Raw genomic sequence first — 23,022 nt, forward strand, 5'->3', positions numbered from 1 at the left:
TGATAATGTTTCGTATAAATTAAACCTAAAATCAATGAAAAATAGATTAAAAGGAGCAATGCTAATTGTTCTAATATTGGTGTTTGCAAATCATATAAAAGCACAAATTCAAAATCCTAAGACAGAAACTGCCATAGTATTAGGTAACTGTGGTATGTGTAAGGCAACCATAGAAAAAGCAGCTAATGAGGAAAATATAGTGGAAGCTGTTTGGGATAAAGAAAAGAAAATCCTTACTTATACTTATGATTCTAAAAAGACTTCAAAAGAAAAAATTCTTAAAAAAATCGCAGAAGTAGGGTATGATAATGAGTTGTATAGAGCAGATAAGGATACTTATAAGAAGCTACCCCAATGCTGTTTATACACTAGAAGACTTTCTAATACTACACCAAAATCCGAGGAAGATTCCATTCAGAAAGATAACCATCATCACGACCATCATCAAAAAGCGAAGCAAATAGATGAGGTTGTGGTTACCAAAGTAGGAGAGGCTACATCACTAAATAAAAAAGAAGTGGGTTTAACGTTTAATATTTCTTCTAAAGAGCTTCTAAAAGCCGCTTGTTGTAATCTCTCCGAAAGTTTTGAGACTAATGCAACGGTAGATGTGGCTTTTACCAACGCTGTAACAGGGACAAAACAACTTAGAATGCTAGGTTTGGAGCAAAAATATACCAGTCTTACCAAGGAACTTTTGCCCGAAATAAGAGGGCTAGCAACTGCTTATGGGCTTAATTTTATTCCTGGTAGATGGATTGGTGGCATACAGCTTACCAAAGGAGGAAGTACTGTGGTTAGTGGCTACGAGGGCATTACAGGGCAAATTAACACAGAGTTAGTCAAGTTTAACCAAACTCCAAAAACAGAACTTAATTTCTTTGCTGATGAAAATGGGCGTACAGAGTTTAACCTCGTTAATACTTCGTTGCTTTCTGAACATTGGAATCAGTCTATTCTAGTACACGCTAATGGAACTTTTCCAGAAATGGACAGAAATAAAGATGGATTTTTAGACCAACCTAAAGGTCATCAACTTAATGTAACTTACCTGTTGAACTATACTGATTTAGACCATACAGGCTGGGGAAATCATTTAGGACTGAATGTGGTTAAAGATGAAAGGAAGGCTGGACAGGTTGGTTATGATTGGACAAAAACTCAAGACCAACAAAATCTTTATGGTGTAGGTGTTGATATTTCTAGGTTCCAAATTTGGAATAAAACAGGTTATGTTTTTAAAGGAAAGCCTTATCAAAGCTTAGGATTTATCAATCAGTTTACCTATCATCAGCAGGATAGCTTTTTCGGAAAGAGAACTTATTTTGGAAAACAGCAATCTTTCTATTCCAATTTAATTTTTGAAAGTATTATTGGAAATACTAATCATAAATATAAAGTAGGAGGGAGCTTTTTGTATGATGCTTATAATGAAGATTATTTAGCTCAAAATTTTATAAGAACGGAGCGAGTGGCAGGGGCTTTTGCAGAATATACACTCACGGGAGCAGCTTATACTTTGGTGGCAGGATTGAGGTCCGATTTCCATAATTTGGCAGGGACACAACTTTCTCCTAGATTGAATTTTAAGTATGATATTAACGATAAAACCATTGTAAGGCTAAGTGCAGGAAGAGGATTTAGAACGGCTAATATCTTTGCGGAAAATCAAAACTTTTTTGCCTCTAATAGGGCAATAGAGGTACTGAATCCTAACGGAAAAGTTTACGGACTTTCTCCAGAAATAGCATGGAATTACGGGCTAAGTTTGCAGAAAGAGTTTAAACTTTTTAAGAGAAAGGCTTCATGGGTAACAGATGTTTTTCGCACCGATTTTCAAAATCAAGTAATAGTAGATTTAGACTATTCTCCTCAAAAAATGCTTTTTTATAATTTAGAAGGCAAGTCTAGGGCATTGGCTTTCCAGACCCAGCTGGATTTTAGCCCAGCCAACAGATTAGATTTTAGGCTGGCTTATAAGTATTATGATGTATGGGCAGATTATCTAGAGGGAAGACGGGAAGTTCCATTTATGGCAAAACACAGAGGGTTTATCAATGTGGCATATTCTACGGTAAAAAATAGTAAACAGGCTTACTGGAATTTAGATGCTACTTTGCAGTGGGTTGGCGTTCAAAGGTTGCCTAATACTTACCAAAACCCAGAAGAATACCAAAACAAAGCGTTTACGAAGCCTTACGCTCTACTGAATGCTCAAATATCAAGGTTTTTTAATCGTAATATTAGATTGTATTTAGGGGCAGAAAACTTAACTTCCTATACTCAAAAACGCCCAATCATAGATGTTAAAAATCCTTTTGGTAAATCCTTTGACGGTGGAATGATTTATGCACCCATTATGCCTACCAACTTTTATACGGGTATAGATGTGAGTTTTTAAGTAAAATGAATATAATAACTCTTAAAAATAAAAAGCCGATACACTTGTGTATCGGCTTTTTTATCTAATAAAGTAGACCTTTTTAGAAAGTATATTTAAATCCTAGTACAGCACTCCATGTAGTAAATCTGCTGCTTACAGGTCTATAAGGAGAAGATACTAAATCTTTACCATCTCTTTCCATTTGGAAGTTAGGATTTGCGGTTAGAGTTCTATCAGCAACTCTTAAGATAGCAGCTCCATAAGAACTTATGTTATAATCTTGAACGCCCCATCTAGAGTTAAGCATATTTCCAAAATTGATTATATCACAAGTAATCTGGATTTTATCTCCTTTTCTTACCATATTTGTAAATAAGTTTTGAGTAAGTCTTATATCAAAACGGTTTAACCAAGGTAAAAGAAACTCGTTGCGAGGTAATATTTGCCCTCTGTATTTTTCTAGACCATTATCAGCAACAAACTTATCGAATGCTTTTCTTTGTTGGTCAGCAGTAAATACAACAGCTCCTCCACTTGTAATATCAACAAATTTCATGTCTGCTGTATTTTTTGGAATGTAAAGAAGGTCATTAGAAATACCATCTCCATTCACATCATTAGCATAGTAGTAAGAGAATCTACCCTGATGTCCTCCAGTATAATAAACTCCTAAAGTAGTTCCTTTAATAGTGTAGCTAAGATTTGCAACTACTCTATGAGGAATAGCGAATGCAGAAGTGCTTAAGAATTGCTGGTTAGGAGTATCTACCGTTGGAGAACCACCCCAAGCTGAAGAAGCACTAGAGCCAGAGTTTGAAGAAACTTCTTTAGCCTCTGAGTAAGTATAGAATACTGAACCAGATAATCCGTTCCAAGGTCTTAAAGTAGCACCAACAGTAGCAGAGAATGCATAACCTTTTGTTCTTGTGTTTGTAAGTACAGTAGCAGCATTACCTCCAATAGCAGAGTTGTACTGATAAGATGCTTTGTTAGGATAAAACACTCTGTCTACTCCAGCGTAGGTCATTCTAACATCAGATTCTTTTCTATTAGCTCCAAACTGGAATACCGCATTTACATCTCTAGTGTAAAGGATATCAGAAGATAGTGTTAAGTAAGTATTAGGAATTTTATAGTCTACTCCTAAACTAGATCTCCATACAGATGGCATCTTGAAGTTTTCATCAACTAGAGAGAATGTATTTGGTACACCATCTTTTGGAGTTTGAATAAATACATTCTCAGCACCTCTAGGTACATTTTTTAGGTGATAGTAAATATCTCCAGGTTGGAATCTTACATTTCCTATCCAGCTTGCAACATCTGCGTAAGAACCTGGTTCCACTGTATTTTGGAGAACACCAGCATTGGTTGGCATATTGGTAAACCATACGAAAGGAACTCTACCCGTGAAGATACCTGTACCTCCTCTAATAACTAATGAGCGATCTCCGTTTACATCATAATTGAATCCAAAACGAGGAGAAAGCATCACTCTTGATTTTGGCCACTTCCCTGAGTTGTATGTTCTTTCCTCACCATTAACGCCTAAAAGTTTGAGATTGTCAATAGCTTCATTAGGAGTTAATTTATTAAGATAAAGTGGTAACTCAGCTCTTAAACCTACTGTGAAGTTAAAACGGTCATTAAGTGTTACTTTATCTTGAACATAAGCAGATGCTAATCCAAAATTAATTCTAGAGTAAGTGTCTTGCCCTTGATAAGGGTAAGTAAGACCAAACATAATAGGTGCAACTTCAGCTGAAGTACCTGTTTTTAAGAAATCTTCTACAGAGGCATATCTGTAATACCCTGTACCCATTCTAGTAAATGAGTTTCCGAATTTTTGAAGTTCAAAAGCAACCCCTCCTGTAACAGAGTGTTTCCCTGAAATATAAGTTAAGTTGTTTATGAATGAATAGTTCTTGTTTACAACATCATTTAAATACGAGAATAATTCTGTTCCAAAACTAATATAGTTACCTCCTGTTGAAGAACCATCCCAAATATCAACAAATGGGAATAAAGACTTAGAAGGTGTTGTTCTTGTATCTTGAATATTTGAGTAAGTAAATAAGAACTTATTTGATAATTTAGAAGTGAATGTGGAGTTAAGCTCGGCAGTTAATGATTGTACTTTATTGTTAAATCCATAATTACCATTCTCGAAAGTCATGGCTCTGTCGCTCACACGTCCCCAAGCTGATCTAGGAGAAGGTCCAGATGTAGGGTTAGCGGTTTGCATAGAGTTACCATCTAAAATATTGTACCTAATGGCAAATTTATGTTTATCGCTAATGTTCCAATCTAATCTTACTAAAAGTTTATCTCCTGTTTGCATTGCTTCGTTAGCATAGCCTTGATATCTACCTGGGTCGTATCCCCATGTGTTAATTAAGTGATTTCTGACAGCAATTAGGTCACTTTCTTTAACTCTTGAGATGTTTGAAACAGGGTTAGATACACCATCTTGAGATGCCTTCCATAAGTTTGCTCCAGATGCATTTGCTCCTGTTGAGGTCTCCCTTTCTGCACTAACAAAGAAGAATAATTTGTTTTTTACTATCGGTCCTCCTATGGTAAGACCATTTGTGATTTTTGCTCCAGATAATCTGTCTATATTTTCACCGTTTATTCTCCAGCCATTAAGTTCTTTTGCATTATAATATCCGTATAAAGATCCTTGGAATTTATTTGTTCCCGATTTTGTAACAGCATTTATCCCTGCTCCAGTAAATCCTGATTGGGTAACATCAAAAGGAGCAATGTTAACCGTGATTTCTTGAATGGCGTCCAAAGAAATAGGCTGAGCACTACCACCAGGTAGAGGGTTACCACTAAGCCCAAACCCATTATTAAAGTTAGCACCATCTATCTGTAGATTGTTATATCTAGAGTCTCTACCGGCGAAAGAAGTACCATTAGATTGAGGTGTTAATCTAGTAAACTCTGTAATACTACGAGAAGATTGTGGAAGTTCCTGAATTTGTTTTAATCCAACATTAACGCCTGCACCGGCTTTATTACCACTTTTTCCTTTACCTCCAGAAAGTACTACTTCTTGGATAGTCTTAGTTTTGGTGTTTTCTCCCAAAGTAGCATTTAAAACATAAGGTCTGTCAAGTTCAATATAAACATCCTCGTAAACTGTTGGTGCTTGACCAGGATATTGTATTTCAACTTTATAAGGACCTCCTACTCTCATGTTAGGAAGGTTAAAACTTCCAGAGTTACTTGATTTAGCCGAATAGACAGTTCCTGAAGGGATGTGTGTAGCTTTGATGTTAGCACTGGTGGATTTTTGACCTGAAACAGTAGTTACCACCCCAGTCATACTTCCTGTAGTTACCTGAGCTTGCATCGTTCCATAACCACAAAACGCTATAGCAGCGATTAAAACGGTCTTTTTCATTGACCCCATGTTCTTTACCATGACAAAATGTATTTTAAAGTAAGTTTTTCGGTGACAAATATCGTTAATTATTCTTTAACTAATTTTAACTTTATGTTAATTTTTAAATTGAATTAAATAAAATGATTTTTTATTAAAATGTTGTTTTTTAGTGTTTTATGTAATATGAATTTACCTTGACTACTTTGTTAAATAATTGATGAATTATATAAGATTTTGGCTCTCTCAAGAAAGTAAGTAATCTATTTGATAATAAAAACAAAAAAACCAATGCATATGCATTGGTTTTTCACTATTTAAGGTTTTTATTTTCTTAGAATGTAAAGCTCACAGAAGCAGACCATGTTCTTCCGAAACCAAAAAATACTTCATTAGAGGTGTCTAAACCTTTGTAAGTGTTGTTTTTCAGATAAGCATCATACTGTTGCTGTGCAGTAACTCCAGTAGTGGTGTTGTCTTTAAAGTCAGCCACTGTTTTAGCATGATTGTTAGTTCTTGCTTCAGCAATGTAAGTGGTATCAAAAACATTATAGACATTACCTCTGAAAGTAAATGCGTTTCTATTATTTAGCTTTAACTTATAAGAAAGCCCTAAGTCCATCAGGTTATAGCTAGGTAGTTTAAGAGAACCCTTATGGTTAGCTACAGTAAAGTTGCTAGGATTGATATCAGCATATAAATTGTCTACATATCTCCAGTCAGCGTTTAAAGATAAATCTTCTACTGGTCTAATTGCTAATCCTAAGCTGGTTGTTAATTGAGCGGAGTTTCCTACTTTTACATTATCTAGATAAAGGGTAATTTGGTCTACAGCTTTATTATTAGCTCCTAGAATAGGTGAGTTACTATCATCAAAATAACTTGCAGAAACATTTCCTTTATACTGCCAGTTTCCTGCAGAGAACATACCAACTAGTGATATTAACTTGGAAACTTTATATTCCATATCTACCTCTATACCCTTGTGTACTTGGGTAACACCAAAGATACTCGCTGTACCTTGTATAGTTTGTGTTTTACCACTAGCATCTGTTAATACAGGATAGTTTCCTTGAGCATCAGGTGCTACGTTATAATTATATAGGCTGAATGTATTTCTGTTAGAAATAACTCTATTACCCCAGTAGGTTCTATAAAGGTTTAAGTTAGCATTAAAGTTGTTAGATCTGAAACTATATCCTACCTCTGTTCCAAATATTTTTTCATTAGTAAGATTAGGATTTAGATAGTTTCTGTTGTTAGGGTACACTGCATCAAAAAATGGCTGACGCTCATAGTATCCAACATTAGCAAACACATTGTGGTTTTCGTTGATATTGTAGTTAGCACCTGTTTTTACATTAAAACCAATAAGGTTGTTAAATCCTGTTTTGGTTTTCATTGCAGAATCAGGGTTTGTAGTTACCGCTAATGTTCCTGGTAGTAAAAAGTGGTCTATTCTTTGGAATGATTGGTTAGACAAGGAACCTTGGAAGAATGCAGATAGTTTATCACTAGTATATTCTAACTGACCAAACACACCTCCCCAAAGAACTTCACCATCATTGTTATAAGAAATAGCCTCATGGTTTATTTTGGCAAAAGGATTCCAAGGTGCTCTATCCGTGTAAGTTGTTGTAAGTTGTCTAGTAGGATTAGCTAAGCTCTTATTAGATGTATCTGTATAGTAATTAGCTCCTAACAAATCGTTTAGTACTTGATAGTGCATTCCCTTATAATATCTACCATCTAAACCAACACTCATTTTTAAATTAGAATTAAATTTGTGAGTGAAGTTGGTTAAGAAACCATACCAGTCATGTTGATTGATACCAGATCTTCTAAGAATTTTAGGAGAACTAGGGTTAGCAGAGTTATCCGCTACCATTTGATCTATATTTAATTGACCATTAGTCATTCTATATCCTTCTAAATTTCTTGCAATAAGAGGGCTGGTTCCACCACCACCTCTTCCCCAAGAGCCGTAGATTACAGTTGCTAAATCATTGTTAGAATTAATCTTCCAGTTCCAGTTAAACATGGCTACTGGTTTGTGGTAATAGTTTACCCACCAAGCATATTTTTCTCCATCAAGATAACCCCAGTCAGCGTTGTAGCGTCTGTTAGGTTTTCCATCTGTGCTATATTTTATATAGTCAGCAATGGTAATTTGATTTCTCCTTTGTTCGTGCCATTGCGGAGCACCTGTAATTGTAAATTGGAAATCGTGAGCTTTATTAGGTTGAAATCCTAATGCGAAGTAGTAGTTATATCCTTCAAAATCAGTTCCATCAGCATACATTGCCCCCGCCGTTCTACTCATTAAGAAAGAAGAAGACCATCCTTTTTCATTTTTACCTGTGTTGTATGAAAATAAAGACTTGTGATAACCGTCATTACCTATTCCAACACTCACTATTCCCTGTTGTTTTTTGTCAGCTGCTCGTGAAACAATGTTGATAGTTCCCCCCACAGAAGCGATAGCTAACTTGGAAGCACCAAGACCTCTTTGGACTTGCATTGCAGATGTAACATCAGAAAGCCCAGCCCAGTTAGACCAGTATACTTTGCCGTTTTCCATATCGTTAACAGGCATACCGTTAATCATTACAGCAATGTTTTCTTGAGCAAAACCTCTAATGTTTATTCTAGAGTCTCCAAAACCACCACCACTCTTTGTTGCATAAACAGATGGTGTGGAGTTAAGAATTTCAGGGAACTCTTGGTTACCCAATTTTTCTACGATTTTAGACTCTTTAATAGTGGAAACAGCTACAGGTGTTTTTCTGTCTTTGGCAATGTCTGCTACCCCTGTAAGAACTACGGTCTCAATATCTTTAGACCTTGCTGAATCTTTTACCGACTGTGCGAAATAAACGCTTGCAGTAGAGAGTGTTACTACGGCTGTAAACGCCGTCTTTCTTAAAGCATTAATTTTCATAAGATTTATTATATCTAAAAATAAGTTTTTCGGCGGCAAATATCGTTAATTATTTTTTAACTAATTTTAACTTTATGCTATTTTTTTTAATTGAATTTAAGAAAAAGGTATATTTAAATTTAAATAATTGATTTTCAATATTTTGTTTGGTGTATTTTTTATTGAGTTAAATTATGTATAGTATAATTTTATCCTCCCTTTTTTGTTAAAAAGTTAACAGAAAAAGTCTAAATAGTTTCAATAGGAAGGTTATTTCGGCTCCATTCACTCCAAGAACCTACATAAAGCATGGGTGGTTGCAATCCAGCATGAGACATCGCGAGAAGTGTATGACATGCGGTAACTCCCGAACCACAGTGTACTACTACTTTATTTAAATCTCTCTCTTTGAGTAGAGTGTTGTAAAGTATTTTTAATTCTTCAGTAGTTTTAAACAGACCTTCAGAGGTTAAATTTTCACTAAAGGGGATATTGATTGCATTCGGGATATGTCCAGCGATGAGGTCAATAGGTTCAGCGATTCCCTTATATCTCGTGGTGTCTCTTACATCTATAATGGTATAACTTGGGTCTTTATATATATCTTTCATAAAAGAAATATCAGCTAAAGGGAGTTGCCACTGGTCTACTTTAATGGTATCTTCTGAGGGGTTAGGTTTTATGATTTCTGCTGATATAGAATAGTGGTTTTGCTTGGCATGAGCCAACCCTCCACTAAGTACCTGAACCTTTTCAATGCCCACAGCATTCAACATCCACCAGAATCTAGCGGCAGCATTTGCTCCGTTTTGGTCGTCATAGATAACAATGTGGCTTTTCTTGGTAATACCTAAGTTACGAATTAATTCTAAGAATTTATCTATAGGAGGTAACGGGTGTCTGCCTCCTATAGCGGGGTTTATGGGAACCTCTGCTAAATCTTTATCTAAATCTACATATAATGCATCTTTAAGATGCTCCTCCGAGTATTTATTAAAATTATTACCTACATTTATTAGGATAATATTTGAGGCGTCTAAATTTTGTAGTTCTTCTACTGAAATAATAGGAGACATTAGAGGAATATTATTTAATGTATTGAAATAAATCTTCAGAAGGTTTTCTTACTTTTTTACCATGTTGAAATAAATCATCGTGAGCTCTATAACCTAATGCTAAACATACCGTAGGGATTTCCTTAGAAGAGTCTATGTCTAAAATTTCTGCTACTTTATGAGCGTCGAATCCCTCCATAGGGCAAGTATCTACTCCCTCTAAAGCGGCTGAGAATATAAAGTTGCTTAGTAATATATAAGCTTGTTTTTCATTCCAATAAGGTAGAGTTTCGCTGTTGTGCCTATTGATATAGCCTTCTACACTATTTCTGAAAGGCTGTAATGCTTCTAATGGAGCTTGACGCTCTTTGGAAATTAGGTTAAAGTAACTATCTACATAATTTTTCTCTAATTCTTTTTTAGAAATAATGACTAATAAATGCGAACAAGTAGAAGTCTGCGAAGGATTATAAAAAGCTGAAGCCAAATCTTCTTTTTTTGAAGGGGAAGAAATAACTAAAACTCTATAAGGTTGCAGCCCTAGAGAACTTGCAGATAGTCTACCTGCTTCTAATATACGACTTAGAATATCCTCTGTAACTTTTTTTTCAGTATCAAATTTTTTTACAGAGTAGCGTTTGTTGAGTGCGTCTATATAATTCATTTAGCAAATATATAAACATTTCTGTAAAAGCACAGTTATTTGTATTTCTCATTTACACCTATATTTGCAGACATAAAATACAAAAATGCAGAATCTAAAAACCTTTTTTTATTTTCTATGCCTACTGTGTTATACCATAGGCTTTGCACAAGATAAAGAATATGTGTTGCATGATGTGGCTACTAAGAAAACAGTTATAAAAAAAGATTCACTTTCTGCAGTTAAGTTTTTAGATTCATTGGTAGAAAATAAGTATTACTTCACAAAGCTACTCAAAGCAGAAAAAACTGGTAACAGGGTTGATATTTATTTTGATAAAGGGCAAAATTATCAGCAAGTTTTAGTAAAGTTACCAGATTCTATAGCGAGTGAATTAGGCTTGAAAGGTACATTTGTCACCACGAATCTAGATTCTCTAAAAAATACTATCAATAAAGCTTATTTAGAAAAAGGCTTTGCATTTAATCGGGTTAAATCTAATTTTTTAGGTTTAGATAACAATGGGAAACCAATAGCTAGTATTTCTATAATTAAAGATAAAAAAAGAGTAATAGATGCTTTCAAAATAAAAGGCTACGATAAAGTGCCAAAACGATTTGTTTATAATTTAGAAAAGGAGTTTAAAGGAAAACTGCACCACTCTACCCAACTGATGGCTATACATAAACGTCTGCAAAATCATAGTTTTGTTCTGTTAGAAAGACCACCTCAGACACTATTTACGCCAGACTCCACCCAAGTGTTTTTATTTTTACAAAAAAAGAAAAACAATAGTTTTGATGGTGTTTTAGGATTTGGTAATAACCAGTCCGAAAAACTAACACTTAATGGGATACTTAACTTTAACCTAAAAAACATATTTAATAGCTTTGAAACCCTAAATCTTTTTTGGCAAAGGACGCCTAATAGTGGGCAAACCTTTGATGTAGGTATAGAGGTACCTTATTTGTTTAATTCTGATATAGGTACTCAGTTTAAAATGTCTGTTTTTAGGCAAGATTCTACTTTTGCTCATGTTAAAATTCAGCCGAGTTTATATTACCAGTGGAAATTTAGACATAAGATTGGTGTTAGAGGGAGTTTTGAATTGTCTTCGGTACTTTCTGAAACCTACAGTTTGGCAAGAGAATTTAGCCGAAAAGGTGTGGGGCTTTGGTATGACTACACTGAAAATAGCGACAATGAACTAATGCCATACCTTATGAAAATAAATGCTGAAGCGGATATACTGAATACTCAATATACAGATAGTAAGTCTTCGCAGTGGCGTTATAAAATTTTTGCAGAACGAAATATTAACCTCAAGGGGAAACATTACCTCAATTTGCATTTCAATTCCGCTCGGTTGCAGACCAGAGAAGCATTGTCTGTAAATGAGTTGTATAGGATAGGCGGTTGGAACTCGTTAAGAGGTTTCAACGAAGAAAGTTTGCTCACGAACGCCTATTTATATGGTGGTGCAGAGTATCGTTATTTGGTAGGGCAGCAAGCTTTTTTTGATGTTTTTGGGCAACTGGCTCAAGTAAGGGCTTCTAGCAGTAGTATTCATAACTATTTTTATAGCGTAGGTACAGGGTTTAATTTTAGATTACCTCTCGGTATTATGAGTTTTCAAATCTCTAATGGTACGGCTTTTGGTAGTCCTTTTAGGTTTAAAGATGTTAAAATACATTGGGGATTAGTAACTAGATTTTAAACAAGTGATTAAATAAAGGGTTGAGGTAAGAATTAAAAATTGTATCTTTGTAGCCCTTTTTTAATTCTGAAAAATATTTACAGTACACTATTCATAAGGAGTTTTCCGTTATACAGATAGTTGAAAAATATGAACAATAACGAGTTTGGTAAAGAAGTTTGGAAGCCTATTGAGTTTGATTTTGAATTTACTAACGATTGTAGATTTGAAGTTTCTAACTTAGGGAGAGTGAGAAGTTTTAATAAGGTTTCACAAGGCAGGATTTTAAATGGTTCTACTACTGGAGGATACAAAATAATTAGGCTTAAATTATATAGACCAAGAACAGAAAAAGAGCAGCAAAAGTTTGATGAACTTAAAGCCGAAATCTCAAATCTGTATAAGAAAAGAAGGGAGTATATAAAAAAATATAATGATATAGCAAGCTTTGAAGCGACAACATTGTTGTTAGAAAAAAAGAAGAAACAGCTAAGTCAAAAATTAGCAAGAAATTTAAAGAAGCGAACCATTAACCATCATTTTTTAATACATCGTTTGGTAGCGACCTATTTTCTGCCGAAGCCAAAATCGGAGGAAACTGTTGTAGGACATTTAGATTTTGATAAAACTAATAATACGGTGAGTAATCTTAAATGGATGACTCCTGAAGAAAATCAAGCTCATCAAAATAATAGTCCTAAAGTAATAGCAGAAAGAAAGTGGCGTAAATACAGAGGAAGCAATCGTACAAAGGGAATGAAATTAACTTCTACCCAAGTTATACATATCAAAACTCAACTGAAAAGAAATCGTCCAGTTAAGCAAATTGCAAAGCAATTTGATATTTCAACTATGCAAGTTTGGCGGATTAGAAGCGGAGAAAATTGGGCTCATATCAAAATTCCAGAATCACATAGTTAAAAACATACTTTTAATAAAAAACTCGTTTTGAAAATCATCAAAACGAGTTTTTTAGTTTATTCTTCCATTTCGGCATCATTGTCATAATACTGAAAAAGGAAATCGTTATAAGGAAATCTAGAAATATGTATGCGATGTACTTCATCATAGATAAGTTTTTTCATCTCTGGGAAGTTTTCCTTCGTTAATGCCGAAATAAAAACAGTCGGAAATTTAGATTTCGCCATCCAAGTTTTTTTCCACTCGTCTAGCGATATGTTTTTCTTGGTAGAAGGCGTTAAATCGTCTTCGTCCTTTTTCTCATAGGAGAAGTCATCTATCTTATTAAAAATCATAATAGCGGGCTTCCTATGGGCATCTATCTCCTGTAAAATCTGATTTACAGACTCTATGTGGTCTTCAAAACTCTCGTGCGAAATATCTACCACATGTACCAATAGGTCAGCTTCTCTCACTTCATCAAGTGTGGATTTGAAACTTTCCACCAATTGGGTAGGAAGTTTTCGGATAAAACCAACGGTGTCTGTCAATAGGAAAGGTAAGTTGCCAATCACTACTTTTCTTACCGTGGTGTCTAGTGTTGCAAAGAGTTTGTTTTCTGCAAATACTTCCGATTTGGATATGGCATTCATTAGAGTAGATTTGCCCACATTGGTATAGCCCACCAAAGCCACACGTACCATTTTTCCTCGGTTATTTCTTTGGGTTGCCATTTGTTTATCAATGGTCTTTAGTTTTTCTTTTAGTAAAGAAATTCTATCTCTAATGATTCTTCGGTCGGTTTCAATTTCGGTTTCCCCAGGTCCACGCATTCCGATACCACCTCGCTGACGCTCTAAGTGCGTCCACATACGAGTAAGTCTAGGGAGTAGATACTCGTATTGTGCAAGTTCTACCTGTGTTCTAGCATAAGAAGTTTGAGCTCTTTGGGCGAAGATATCCAAAATCAAATTCGTACGGTCTAGGATTTTCACTTCCATTTCCCTTTCTAAGTTTTTGAGCTGCGAAGGCGAAAGTTCATCATCGAAAATAACTGTTCCTACTTCGTTTTCCTTTACAAAATCTCTTATTTCCTCCATTTTTCCTTTACCTACAAAGGTTCTGGAGTCTGGTTGAGAAAGTTTTTGGGTGAAGCGCTTTTCTACCGTAGCTCCTGCGGTATAGGCTAAAAATTCTAGTTCGTCTAGATATTCGGTAAGTTTATCTTCGTCTTGGTCTTTGGTAATTAAGCCTACCAAAACGGCTTTTTCATATAAATGTTCCTTTTTTTCTAACATAAATTTAATTCTTTGATTAAGAAATTACACCGCTTCCCACCAATTCATCTTCTAAATACCAAGCGGCAAATTGCCCTTCTGCTACGGCAGATTGTGGTTTTTCAAACTCTATGTATAGTCCTTCTTCGTATTTGTGCAAAGTGGCTTTTTCCAATGGTTGGCGGTAGCGTATCCTTGCCATCACAGCCATAGTTTCGTTGTTTTTCAGTTCCAAATCTTCTCTTACCCAATGGATATCGGAAGGTTCTATTTTAATTACCTTCTGGAATAAGCCTGGAAAATTTTTGCCTTCTCCTACAAAGATGAGGTTTTCTTTAACATCTCTAGAAATGATAAAACAACTCTCCTTATGTCCACCAATGCCTAGACCTTTACTTTGCCCGATGGTGAAAAACTGAGCTCCTTGGTGTTTACCAATACTCTTACCATCGGATTTTTGATAAGTAATTTTTTGAGAAAGATGCTTTAGCTCTTCGTACTTATCGTTAAAGTGAGGAAGAGACTGATGATAGGCTTTAAAATCTTTAAAGATTTCTATGATTTCGCCTTCCTTTGGTTTTAGCTGTTGTTGTAAAAATTGAGGTAGGCTTACTTTTCCTATAAAACATAACCCTTGGGAGTCTTTTTTGTTAGCAGTTACTAGTCCTATTTCTTTAGCTATTTCCCTTACTTCTGGCTTAGTAAGTTCTCCAATGGGGAATAGTGCTTTAGAAAGTTGCTCCTGATTAAGTTGGCATAGGAAATAGCTTTGGTCTTTGTTGTGGTCTTTCCCTGCTAAAAGACGATAGGTGGTAGTTCCGTTATCATCTTCCGTAGTACCTAATCTTGCGTAATGCCCAGTAGCTACTTTATCTGCTCCTAAAGAAAGAGCAGTTTTCATAAATACATCAAATTTAACTTCTCTGTTGCATAAAACATCAGGGTTAGGAGTTCTTCCTTTCTCGTATTCTTCAAACATATAATCTACAATACGCTCTTTGTAGAGTTCGCTCATATCTATTACTTGAAACGGAATGCCTAGTTTTTGGGCAACCAGTAGAGCATCATTACTATCTTCAACCCAAGGGCATTCGTCTTCCAGCGTTACCGAAGCATCGTTCCAATTTCTCATAAATAAGCCGATGACTTCGTGCCCTTGTTGCTGCAAAAGGTACGCCGCTACACTGCTATCTACACCGCCTGATAAACCTACAACTACTTTCATTTTGATGATTTAAAAATTATAATTATTTCTTATATAAATCCGAAATAATGCTGCAAAGTTACAATTTTTAACCTTGTTTTTAGTAAAACGAAAATGCCAGCACGAAATTTGTAATGTTGAGAGATAAATTAAATTTCTTAAATATTATGAAGTATTTATTAGCTCTAGGGTTAGGTGTAGTTTCAGTATTTGGTTTTTCTCAAATTCAGACTGCTGAAAGAGTAGATTTAGGTAACAAATGGACTTTTGGCGGATATGCTGGGCTTGGTGGTGCTTTGAGTGGTGGAGGTAGAGCAACCTCATTATTTGTTTCTCCTAGAGTGGGGTACATGGTGTCTCCTAATTTTGAAGTAGGTATGGCGAGTAATCTTACATGGACTAATGCTTCTAGTTTTTCTAATACCATGATTGGTGTAGGTCCTTTTGCTAATTATTATTTTGATAGGCAATTTTTTGTGCAAGGTCTATATCAGCATCACTTCATCAATCTTAAAAATAAGATAAACAACGAAAAATATTCAACAAACGAACCTGCTTTGTATCTAGGAGGAGGTTATATGCAACGCTTGGGGAATAATGCTTATATGCAAATAGGAGGTATGTATAATGTGCTTTATAACAAAGATAAAAGCTACTTTAGTAATGCTTTTGTGCCTAATGTTGGGATAGTGTTTGGGCTGTAAATTGCTTTACTGATGATTATCATTTTGGTTTTAGCATAAATTATTATTTAGATTTGGTTTAAATAATTATATTTGCAGTCTAAAACTGAAATCTATTGAAATCCATAGCAGAAGATAAGTTGAATATATTTCCCAAGCATACTTATGGTAGGGTTTTGGGCTATGATGATAGCCAATTAGAAATGCCTACAAAAATTATGGAAATGGGTTTGCTACCCGATACTGTATTTAAAGTGCTTTATCAAGCTCCTTTCAATGGACCTTTATACATTGAATTTGGAGAGGAAAAAAATCGTATCGCTCTTAGAGAAGAAGAAGCGGCTTATATTCTAGTGGAACTAATGTAAAGTTTCAGGGCTTGTCAAAACTAAAATACCCAATGATGAAGGAAGATAAGACCACCAAAAAAGTACTCTTAGTAGGAAATCCTAATGTAGGAAAATCCACTATATTTAATAAACTTTGTAATCTTCAGCAAAAAACAGGTAACTATGCTGGGGTTACGGTGTCTAGCCATTCGGGAACTTATATTTTTAATAACGAGACAGTGCAAGTTACAGACTTGCCTGGGGCTTACAGTATTTATCCTTCATCAGAAGACGAGGCGGTTTTTAGTCAGTTTCTCCTTAGTAATAGAGAAGATTACTCTGGGATTATTTATATTTTAGAGGCAATTAGTATTAAAAGAGGATTGCTATTATTTCAGCAGATACAAGATTTAGGCATACCTGTTTTGTTGGTGGTTAATCAGATAGACCAAGCGGAGAAAAAGGGGATTAAGTTAGACATTGCACTTCTAGAAAAAAGCTTAGGCGTTAAGGTTTTAGCCACAAATGCTAAAAAGAATGCAGGGTTAGGCAGTATCAAAGAGGCGATTTATCAAAATTTATTTAGGGTTTCAAAAGAAAATGCGTTTAAGATTCCTAGCGAACAATCAGGCTTAATACAGAAATTATCACTTCAAATTCAAGAAAACAATCATTATAAAGTATGGACTTTGTTAGCGTCTGAGGAATATCTTGGAGAAGTTAAAAGTATTAAACAAAAGCTTGATAGCAAAGATACTAAATGTGTTATTCCTAAAAGATTACAGGTTAAAGAGACGATAAGGAGGTATCAAACGATAGAGCCTATTGTAGCTGAGGTTATATCTAGAACTCCTCAAACAACAGAGAGTTTTACCGAAAAGCTAGATAAATTGCTCGTGCATAAGGTTTTCGGGTATCTTATTTTTGGTGTTTTGTTGATGATTATCTTCCAAAGTGTATTTTTTCTTGCGGATTATCCAATGACGTGGATAGATGAGGCTTTTGCATGGTTGGCAGAAAAATCAGCGGAGATATTACCCGAAGGACCAATCAATAGTTTAGTTTCTAGTGGGATAATACCAGGGCTTGGTGGCATTATTATCTTTGCACCACAGATAGGTATTCTTCTCTATTTTCTCTATTTGCTGGAGGATTCTGGCTATATGGCAAGAGTGGTTTTTCTTATGGATAGGCTGTTGAGACCTTTTGGGCTGAATGGTAAAAGTATTGTACCTTTAGTATCTGGGACAGCCTGTGCGATACCTGCGATTATGTCCACTAGAAATATTGAAAATATTAAGGAACGCCTTATTACTATTTTAGTAACACCGTTTATGACTTGTGCTGCAAGGCTGCCAGTGTATAGTATTATTATTACCTTAGTTATTCCAGACAACTATTTTCTAGGTGTGAGTTATAGAGCGATGGCTCTGATGGGTATGTATCTTTTAGGCTTTGTTACGGCTCTTTTGGCATCTTTAGTATTGAAAAAAATTATTAAGACAAAAGAAAAGTCTTTCCTTGTTATGGATTTGCCTACTTATAAAGTGCCTCTTTTTGGGTATGATTTAAAGTTGGTTTTAGGCAAAGTTTGGGATTTTATTACAGGAGCGGGTAAGGTTATCTTTTCGGTGAGTATCATATTGTGGGTTTTAAGTTATTTTGGACCAAAGCAATCGGCAGATGAATGGATAAGTACCGATGTAGCTTTAGAAAATTCTTATCTTTCTAAAATGGGTAAAACCATAGAACCAGCGATTAGTCCACTAGGATATGATTGGAAAATGGGAGTAGGAATAATCACTAGTTTTGCAGCAAGAGAAGTATTTGTGGGAACAATGTCTACCCTGTATAGTTTAGATGAAGATGTGGAAGAAGGTACTATTGTCCAGAAAATGCAACAAGATACAAAGGCTAACGGAGAAAAAGTATTTAGCTTTGCTACTGGGCTTTCCATATTATTATTTTACGCTTTCGCGATGCAGTGCATCTCTACTATAGCAGTGGTTTATAGAGAAACTAAAAGCTGGAAATGGACTTTGATTCAAATCGTAGGAATGTCAGGATTGGCATATGTAGCATCTTTAATAGTGTATCAAATATTCAAGTAAACTAAACTATGAATGCACTTTGGTTACAATATATTATTATTTTACTTGTTTTTTTAATGGCGAGTTATTCTCTTTTTAAAGTGGTAAAAAAAAGTGTTTCTCCTACCAAATTCAAAAGCAAACGAACCCATTGCGACAAAGATTGTGGCTGTTCTTGAGTTATTTAAGTGTTAAATAAAATTTATTTTCAAGAAAAATAGCGAAACTATTGTTTTGTATTGATTAAAATAGTAAATTTGCAGTCTTTCATTTTTACTTTTTATTAGATTTATTAGGATTGCTGTGTGTAACTATTTAGTTCACACAGCTTTTTATTTTTAATTTGAGGGTCTAAAATATCAAGGAAAATATCCTTTCTTATGAGTGTTGCTCCAAGGCTTTCTAAATGTTGGGAATAAACCTGGCAGTCTATCAGTCTTACTTGATTGCAATATTTCTCAGCAAAATAGATAAGTCCGGCTTTAGAGGCGTTGCTTACCTTGCTGAACATGCTTTCTCCACAGAATATATTATGAGTCATTATACCATAAAATCCACCTACGAGAATGTTATTCTGATAAACTTCTATACTTTTTGCAATACCTAGTTGGTGTAATCTAAGATAGGTTTCTATCATTTGCTCAGTAATCCAAGTTCCGTCTTGCTCGGAGCGTTTTATGTGAGCACAATTTTTAATAACGGCTTCAAAGTTGTGATTTTCTTTAAACTCAAAACAATTACTTTTCATAATTTTCCTCATAGATTTAGATATTTTTATCTGTCTAGGAAATAATACAAACCTTTCTAGCGGAGACCACCAAAGGATTTCTTCTCCTTCATTAAACCATGGGAAAATGCCATTTTGATAAGCTAATAGTACTCTTTTAGGAGAAAGGTCGCCACCAATAGCTACAATGTCTTCTTTTTGATAATAGGGATTAGGAAAAACGATAGTTTCTTTAGGTAAAAGAATCATAAGGAGTAAGGGTTGAAATAATAATCCCACCTATTTAAAATGGTGGGATTGTATTAGATAGTATTATTTTAATTAAAATGGTAAATCGTCATCTTCGTCCTCAAAAGGATTTTCGTTAGATGATGAGGTTGTTTGTGGAGCGTTCATAGCTTGTGTGGGTTCGTTTTGATAGCCAGAACCTTCGGTTTTTTCTATTCTCCAGCCAACGATAGAGTTAAAGTACTTTACTTCACCTTGAGGGCTTGTCCACTCTCTACCTCTAATGTTGATGCCTATTTTCACGGCATCACCTTCGGAAAAAGGTTCTAAAGCATGAACTTTTTCTTGTAAAAATTCTATATTGATAGGTTGTGGGTATTGTTCTTGGGTTAGTAAAACTAATTCTCTTTTCTGAAACCCACTTGGAAATGTTTGTGTTTCTCCTATTTTTTTAATTGTACCTTGTAACTCCATTGTTTTAAAATGTATTTTAAATAGACGGTAAAGATAAGAATAAAAAATAAATATTTTATAAAATTCGGGTTTTGGCTTTTCTTTTTATTGCTTATTTGTGTTGATTATCAAATCAGTAAAAATAATATTGTAAAAATTGACAAAAAAACTTGGATAGAATTGAAAAAAGTTTCTATATTTGCAACCACAAAAGAGGAGTTATCTCTTCTTGAGTAGAGTAAAAGTTTTTACATAGTTTTTTAAACATCTGCGGATGTGGTGTAATTGGTAGCCACGCTAGACTTAGGATCTAGTGCCGAGAGGCGTGGGGGTTCGAGTCCCTTCATCCGCACTGTTTGCGAAAATAGCTCAGTTGGTAGAGCGCAACCTTGCCAAGGTTGAGGTCGCGGGTTCGAACCCCGTTTTTCGCTCTGTCTATATGCCCTGGTGGTGGAACTGGTAGACACGCAGGACTTAAAATCCTGTGCCTCTTTTGGCGTGCGGGTTCAAGTCCCGCCTGGGGTACTAAACCGTTGTTAATCTTTTTGATTTTCAACGGTTTTTTGTTTTGTGACTTCTCATTATGAAAAAAGTTTACTTTTGTTTTTTAAGAAAATAAATGTATGCATTCAAAGGTAAGTTATATTGTATTGCTAGTGATTGTGCTAGTGAGTTGTAATTCGCTAGATAGATATAATCGACGTATAGAAACGCCTATTCCCAAAGAGAAATTGATAAAGGATATTAATTATGTGGAAAGGATTTTGTTTAAAAATCACCCTAAAATAGATTGGTATATAGACCAAAAGGCATTGCATTATTCTTTTGATTCTTTGAGAAGAACTATAGATAGACCGTTAACTCCAAAGGAGTTTTATTTAAAAATAACACCTGTGGTGGCTAAGATAAAACAAGGTCATATCACGATGAAGCCTCTCCTTAAAACTTATTCAAGTTCAGAAAGAAGTAAATACAAGGAATCCAAAAATCCTTTGAGCGGGTTAAGCTATTATTACGAAAATGGGCGACTATTTATAGAGAAAAATACCAAAAAAGAGGCTGATGTTCTTCTTAGAGGCATGGAAATTGTTTCGGTTAATGGTATAACTCCTCAAGAATTATATGAAAAATATAGAGCGGGGCTTACCTCAGATGGTTATAATCAAACCTTTATTCCTTACTATTTTGCGAGTATGATTAATCGTTTTTATCTAAATGAGTTAGGTTTTGTAGATAGTCTAGAGATAAAAGCAAAATGCTCGGATAGTTTAGTGTTTTTTAATGCTAAAAGGAAATTTAAAAAGACAATTCACAAAAAAGTAAAACCTAAAGAACAAAATAAAGACACTCTTTCTAAAATTAAAAATGAGGTTGACCAATTGACGAAAGAGGAAAAAATAGCCAAAAGATTAGAGCAGAGAAAGACTAATAAGAAAAAAAGAATTTATGGCTATGATACTGATGAAAAAGTTTATATAAATGACTTATCTTTCCCTGTAAAAGGAGATTCTAGTATAGCTGTTATTAAAATCAGAAGTTTTTCTTCGGGTCGTAAGAAGGCTTATGACGAAATTTTTAAGATATTAAAAGAGCGTGAAGTTAGACACTTAGTGTTAGACCTTAGAAATAATTTAGGAGGTCGTATTTCTCAAATATACCACTTATCAAAATACTTGTCTCAAAAGGAGTTTCGTATGGCTGATGACCCCATAGTAACAAATAAAATGGTGTATCTTAATTACTTTAGAGGCGGGAATATCGTGAGTAAAATATTGCTTTCTCCCATTACTATTCCTCTTTTTCTTAAAAATACAATTTCTACTTATAAAGATACTAACGGATACTGGCGTACTCCAATTAAACAATCACGAAAAACACAGCCTAAAGCACTTAATTATGCCAATAAAGTTTATGTGTTAATCAATGGTAAGAGTTTTTCTGCCTCTAGTATCATTAGTGCGTATCTCAAATCTTTGCCAAATGTAACTTTAATAGGAGAGGAGACAGGTGGTGCACATAATGGTACAGTAGCAGGTATGATGCCTAGATTTGAATTACCATATTCAAAACTAAATATAAGGTTTGGACTGCTTAGTATAGAGCCTACTTATAAAGTGGATAAAGAGGGAAGGGGGGTAATGCCTAATATTGAGTTTAAAGAAAAAGCTGAAAATATTATCGAAGAAGATGATAGAATGTTAAACTTTGTGCTTTATGATTTAATTCCTCAATTTTCTATTCAGTAACTAGGATTTTTTTATAGTCATCTATTATAACTTTATTAAACGGTTAAAATCCTCCTTCCAGCCAAGATTTAAAGTGTTTTACTCGCTCTCTGCTTATTGTAATTTCTTGCTCGAACGGGTGATTGAGTTCCACTTTATAATATGGGGAAGTATGGATATTTTTAATATGCTCTAAATTGATGATGAATTGTCTATTAACCCTAAAAAATTTCTTTAAATCTAACAATTTTTCTAATTCATCTAAAGTAAATTCCGTAGGATAAGCTCGGCTCTCAGTTTGAGCATAAACAATTTTGTTTTCGCTGTAGAAACAGCTAATATTATCTATATTTAATACCTTTAAATTATATCCTACTTTAGCTACGACTCTTGTGAGTTTAGGTGTTTCCTTTTGGATAAGTTCTTTAAAATTTAGTTGTTCGTAGCCTTGTTCTTTTGGAAGAAAAGAATGAAACTTCTCTATCGCTTGCTCTAAATCCTCTTGTGAAAAAGGCTTTAGTAAATAATCAATAGAGTTAAGCTTAAACGCCTTTAAAGTATATTGGTCAAACGCCGTAGTATAAATAATGAAACTTTTGGTAGGCACTTGTTCAAAAATATCAAAAGACAGCCCATCACCTAACATAATATCCGAAAAAATAAGGTCGGGGTGTGGGTGTGTTTTAAAATAATCAACGCCTTCCTCTACCGAAGATAAAGTTGCTACCACTTCTATCTCTGGAAACTTCTCTAACATTCGTTTTAGCTTTCTTGCAGCAAGTTGTTCGTCTTCTATAATAATTGCTTTCATTTTTTTA

General features: G+C 34.7%; 16 protein-coding genes and 3 tRNA genes. 10 read left to right on the forward strand and 9 right to left on the reverse strand.

Translation table 11 applies throughout. The features are described from left to right. Window positions 1-34: 34 nt before the first annotated feature. Window positions 35-2,401, forward strand: coding sequence for a TonB-dependent receptor domain-containing protein (locus D1J36_RS04900; protein WP_154137445.1), 2,367 nt, complete (start codon window positions 35-37; stop codon window positions 2,399-2,401). 82 nt (window positions 2,402-2,483) lie between these two features. Here the strand turns inward: D1J36_RS04900 and D1J36_RS04905 are convergent, their stop codons facing one another. From D1J36_RS04905 to D1J36_RS04920, 4 genes are all read right to left on the reverse strand, one after another. After that, window positions 2,484-5,795: a TonB-dependent receptor gene (locus D1J36_RS04905; protein WP_252339335.1), complete on the reverse strand. Its 3,312-nt coding sequence runs from the start codon at window positions 5,793-5,795 to the stop codon at window positions 2,484-2,486. Window positions 5,796-6,108: 313 nt separating this feature from the next. Next, window positions 6,109-8,715 (reverse strand): TonB-dependent receptor, encoded by a 2,607-nt coding sequence (locus D1J36_RS04910; protein ID WP_154137447.1) that lies wholly within the window; start codon window positions 8,713-8,715, stop codon window positions 6,109-6,111. Between the two features lie 227 nt (window positions 8,716-8,942). Beyond that, on the reverse strand, window positions 8,943-9,770 hold the full coding sequence (locus D1J36_RS04915; protein ID WP_154137448.1) for a sulfurtransferase: 828 nt from the start codon (window positions 9,768-9,770) through the stop codon (window positions 8,943-8,945). Window positions 9,771-9,780: 10 nt separating this feature from the next. Further along, window positions 9,781-10,413, reverse strand: a complete 633-nt coding sequence (locus D1J36_RS04920) for an NAD(P)H-dependent oxidoreductase (RefSeq protein WP_154137449.1) — start codon at window positions 10,411-10,413, stop codon at window positions 9,781-9,783. Between the two features lie 85 nt (window positions 10,414-10,498). Between D1J36_RS04920 and D1J36_RS04925 the strand changes: the two genes are divergently transcribed. Continuing rightward, on the forward strand, window positions 10,499-12,109 hold the full coding sequence (locus D1J36_RS04925) for a hypothetical protein (protein ID WP_154137450.1): 1,611 nt from the start codon (window positions 10,499-10,501) through the stop codon (window positions 12,107-12,109). Window positions 12,110-12,238: 129 nt separating this feature from the next. Beyond that, the gene (locus tag D1J36_RS04930; RefSeq protein ID WP_154137451.1) at window positions 12,239-13,009 is read left to right on the forward strand and encodes an NUMOD4 domain-containing protein; all 771 of its coding nucleotides are present in this window, start codon (window positions 12,239-12,241) and stop codon (window positions 13,007-13,009) included. A 56-nt stretch (window positions 13,010-13,065) separates the two neighbouring features. Here D1J36_RS04930 and hflX read toward each other — a convergent pair whose 3' ends face one another. Next, on the reverse strand, window positions 13,066-14,286 hold the full coding sequence (gene hflX / locus D1J36_RS04935; RefSeq protein ID WP_154137452.1) for a GTPase HflX: 1,221 nt from the start codon (window positions 14,284-14,286) through the stop codon (window positions 13,066-13,068). A 16-nt stretch (window positions 14,287-14,302) separates the two neighbouring features. Further along, the gene (gene mnmA / locus D1J36_RS04940) at window positions 14,303-15,490 is read right to left on the reverse strand and encodes a tRNA 2-thiouridine(34) synthase MnmA (protein WP_154137453.1); all 1,188 of its coding nucleotides are present in this window, start codon (window positions 15,488-15,490) and stop codon (window positions 14,303-14,305) included. A 146-nt stretch (window positions 15,491-15,636) separates the two neighbouring features. On the opposite strand from mnmA, the gene D1J36_RS04945 reads away from it, so the two are divergent. The 3 genes from D1J36_RS04945 to feoB all read left to right on the forward strand — a co-directional run bounded on the left by D1J36_RS04945 (window position 15,637) and on the right by feoB (window position 18,592). Further along, the gene (locus D1J36_RS04945) at window positions 15,637-16,173 is read left to right on the forward strand and encodes a hypothetical protein (RefSeq protein ID WP_154137454.1); all 537 of its coding nucleotides are present in this window, start codon (window positions 15,637-15,639) and stop codon (window positions 16,171-16,173) included. Window positions 16,174-16,268: 95 nt separating this feature from the next. Then, entirely contained in the window at window positions 16,269-16,520 is a 252-nt protein-coding gene (locus D1J36_RS04950; RefSeq protein WP_154137455.1) for a FeoA family protein, read from the forward strand. A gap of 32 nt (window positions 16,521-16,552) precedes the next feature. Then, the gene (gene feoB / locus D1J36_RS04955; RefSeq protein WP_154137667.1) at window positions 16,553-18,592 is read left to right on the forward strand and encodes a ferrous iron transport protein B; all 2,040 of its coding nucleotides are present in this window, start codon (window positions 16,553-16,555) and stop codon (window positions 18,590-18,592) included. A gap of 271 nt (window positions 18,593-18,863) precedes the next feature. On the opposite strand, the gene aat is transcribed toward feoB, so the two are convergent. Further along, the gene (gene aat, locus D1J36_RS04960) at window positions 18,864-19,547 is read right to left on the reverse strand and encodes a leucyl/phenylalanyl-tRNA--protein transferase (RefSeq protein WP_154137668.1); all 684 of its coding nucleotides are present in this window, start codon (window positions 19,545-19,547) and stop codon (window positions 18,864-18,866) included. A gap of 72 nt (window positions 19,548-19,619) precedes the next feature. Then, complete coding sequence (locus tag D1J36_RS04965; RefSeq protein ID WP_154137456.1) at window positions 19,620-20,000, reverse strand: DUF3127 domain-containing protein; 381 nt, start codon at window positions 19,998-20,000, stop codon at window positions 19,620-19,622. A gap of 249 nt (window positions 20,001-20,249) precedes the next feature. On the opposite strand from D1J36_RS04965, the gene D1J36_RS04970 reads away from it, so the two are divergent. The 4 genes from D1J36_RS04970 (at window position 20,250) to D1J36_RS04985 (ending at window position 22,225) form a co-directional block, all read left to right on the forward strand. Next, a tRNA-Leu gene (locus D1J36_RS04970) sits at window positions 20,250-20,331 on the forward strand. Window positions 20,332-20,337: 6 nt separating this feature from the next. Continuing rightward, a tRNA-Gly gene (locus tag D1J36_RS04975) sits at window positions 20,338-20,410 on the forward strand. Window positions 20,411-20,420: 10 nt separating this feature from the next. Continuing rightward, window positions 20,421-20,504, forward strand: a tRNA-Leu gene (locus D1J36_RS04980). A 98-nt stretch (window positions 20,505-20,602) separates the two neighbouring features. Beyond that, window positions 20,603-22,225: a S41 family peptidase gene (locus D1J36_RS04985; RefSeq protein ID WP_154137457.1), complete on the forward strand. Its 1,623-nt coding sequence runs from the start codon at window positions 20,603-20,605 to the stop codon at window positions 22,223-22,225. 43 nt (window positions 22,226-22,268) lie between these two features. Here D1J36_RS04985 and D1J36_RS04990 read toward each other — a convergent pair whose 3' ends face one another. Continuing rightward, the gene (locus tag D1J36_RS04990; protein ID WP_154137458.1) at window positions 22,269-23,015 is read right to left on the reverse strand and encodes a LytR/AlgR family response regulator transcription factor; all 747 of its coding nucleotides are present in this window, start codon (window positions 23,013-23,015) and stop codon (window positions 22,269-22,271) included. Between the last annotated feature and the right edge of the window lie 7 nt (window positions 23,016-23,022).

Source organism: Riemerella anatipestifer (genome assembly GCF_009670965.2).
GTDB classification, from domain to species: Bacteria; Bacteroidota; Bacteroidia; order Flavobacteriales; family Weeksellaceae; genus Riemerella; species Riemerella anatipestifer_B.

Excerpts from the sequence above, each read along its gene's own strand:
- feoB (WP_154137667.1), top strand. The coding sequence starts at position 16,553 with ATGATGAAGGAAGATAAGACCACCAAAAAAGTACTCTTAGTAGGAAAT.
- D1J36_RS04945 (WP_154137454.1), top strand. The coding sequence starts at position 15,637 with ATGAAGTATTTATTAGCTCTAGGGTTAGGTGTAGTTTCAGTATTTGGT.
- mnmA (WP_154137453.1), bottom strand. The coding sequence starts at position 15,490 with ATGAAAGTAGTTGTAGGTTTATCAGGCGGTGTAGATAGCAGTGTAGCG.
- hflX (WP_154137452.1), bottom strand. The coding sequence starts at position 14,286 with ATGTTAGAAAAAAAGGAACATTTATATGAAAAAGCCGTTTTGGTAGGC.
- D1J36_RS04920 (WP_154137449.1), bottom strand. The coding sequence starts at position 10,413 with ATGAATTATATAGACGCACTCAACAAACGCTACTCTGTAAAAAAATTT.
- D1J36_RS04985 (WP_154137457.1), top strand. The coding sequence starts at position 20,603 with ATGCATTCAAAGGTAAGTTATATTGTATTGCTAGTGATTGTGCTAGTG.
- D1J36_RS04905 (WP_252339335.1), bottom strand. The coding sequence starts at position 5,795 with ATGAAAAAGACCGTTTTAATCGCTGCTATAGCGTTTTGTGGTTATGGA.
- D1J36_RS04925 (WP_154137450.1), top strand. The coding sequence starts at position 10,499 with ATGCAGAATCTAAAAACCTTTTTTTATTTTCTATGCCTACTGTGTTAT.
- D1J36_RS04930 (WP_154137451.1), top strand. The coding sequence starts at position 12,239 with ATGAACAATAACGAGTTTGGTAAAGAAGTTTGGAAGCCTATTGAGTTT.
- D1J36_RS04990 (WP_154137458.1), bottom strand. The coding sequence starts at position 23,015 with ATGAAAGCAATTATTATAGAAGACGAACAACTTGCTGCAAGAAAGCTA.
- D1J36_RS04910 (WP_154137447.1), bottom strand. The coding sequence starts at position 8,715 with ATGAAAATTAATGCTTTAAGAAAGACGGCGTTTACAGCCGTAGTAACA.
- aat (WP_154137668.1), bottom strand. The coding sequence starts at position 19,547 with ATGATTCTTTTACCTAAAGAAACTATCGTTTTTCCTAATCCCTATTAT.
- D1J36_RS04915 (WP_154137448.1), bottom strand. The coding sequence starts at position 9,770 with ATGTCTCCTATTATTTCAGTAGAAGAACTACAAAATTTAGACGCCTCA.
- D1J36_RS04965 (WP_154137456.1), bottom strand. The coding sequence starts at position 20,000 with ATGGAGTTACAAGGTACAATTAAAAAAATAGGAGAAACACAAACATTT.
- D1J36_RS04900 (WP_154137445.1), top strand. The coding sequence starts at position 35 with ATGAAAAATAGATTAAAAGGAGCAATGCTAATTGTTCTAATATTGGTG.